This is a genomic window from Streptomyces lancefieldiae, assembly GCF_031845825.1.
In the GTDB taxonomy this organism is placed as follows: Bacteria; Actinomycetota; Actinomycetes; order Streptomycetales; family Streptomycetaceae; genus Streptomyces; species Streptomyces lancefieldiae.
Genome location: NZ_JAVRFH010000212.1, coordinates 1 through 1,383, shown reverse-complemented (window position 1 = coordinate 1,383; position 1,383 = coordinate 1). Strand labels below are relative to the sequence as shown.

At 70.6% G+C, this 1,383-nt stretch carries 1 protein-coding gene; it reads right to left on the bottom strand.

The window, feature by feature from the left end:
* Positions 1 to 10 precede the first annotated feature (10 nt).
* A partial coding sequence (locus tag RM812_RS41685; protein ID WP_311586159.1) for an NF041680 family putative transposase occupies positions 11 to 1,383 on the bottom strand: 1,373 nt, incomplete at its 5' end.

Below are 1,383 nucleotides of genomic sequence, written 5' to 3'. Positions count from 1 at the left end.
AGCTTGTCTTTTAACCTCCGAGGCTGTCGCGCTCGATGATGCTCTGGGGTCGCCTGGTCGTTTTCCCGACGTCATAGCGGGTCGTGGGACGGCGATTCTTGGAGCCAAGCGGCCTTCCAGGACCGGGTGTTGAGGGTTTCGGTGCACGGGCCGGACAGGCAAGGTGCGGGCGGAGGTTCCGAAACCCCCGGCGGACGCGGGCCGGGGTCAGCCGTGCGGGCTCGGCCGGCCTCTCCCAGGGGCGGCGGAGATCCGCTGCGGCTTCGCGGGTGAGCCGGAGCTGGGTGTGGGCGGCGATCACGAGCCACGTCCAGCGGTCTGCGGCGTCGGGGGTGCGGATCTTCGGGCGGGTCCACCCCAGGGTCTGCTTCATCAGCCGGAAGGTGTGCTCCAGGTCGAAGCGCCGCAGGAACGCCTGCCAGCGCACGTCGACGTCCTCGCCGCTCAGGCCGGTGGCCGACGACCACAGCCAGAGCGGCAGCGGGTCGTGACCGCCGGGAAGGCGGTCGACCTGGAGACGGATTAACGTGCCCTCGATGACCGGGAGTTCGCCCGTGTGGTCGATCCACGCGGAGCGGGTGGTCAGGCGGGGGTGGATGCGGTCCCAGGCCATCGAGCGGACGGTTCCGTACCGGTCGGTGACCTGCACCGTGGCCGCGTCCGGATCACCCCAGGTCTCCGGCTTGGCGAAGCGAAACTCCTTGCCGTGCTTCGGTGGCCGCCCGCCCTGCGGCGGGGAGATCCACGGCACCGGGACCGGCTTGCGCATCACCCGGTCCGTGCGCATCCGGCCCAGGACCTCCACCGGCAGCCCGGCCAGGAGGTGGGCCATGCGCGGGGCGTCGTAGCCGGCATCGAACACGACCAGGATGTTGCGGTCGCCGACGTGCCAGCGACCCATCTCAATCAGATCGACCACCACTCGGCGGACCTGGGCGGCGGTGACCTCGGCGACGTCGTCGGCCGGGCCGAGACGCACGGCGTCCAGCAGTTGGCACCAAGACGTCCGGCCCGATTCCAGGGCCGCGACGAACGAGTACGGCCAGCCGGGCACGAACTGGTCCGAGGATCGTCCGCTGCGGCCGTAGACATGGCAGAACAGGCGATCGGCGCTGGTGGGAGCGTCGGGACGGAGCCAGTTGCTGACATCAACCGCGAGGACCAGGCGGCCGTCGCCGGCCTGCGGCATGGGCAGGCCAGCCAGCACCTGCCGCAGCCGGGGCACATCGACGTTTCCGCTGTTCAGCGCGTCGTACATAGCGCCGTGCCCTCGCCTGTGCTCGGCCACCAGCGTCAGGTCCACCGGTGCCCGCACCGGCCCATCCGCGCACAGCAACGCGTCCGTCAGCTCGAACAGCTCGTCGCCCCGAACGGTCAGACACT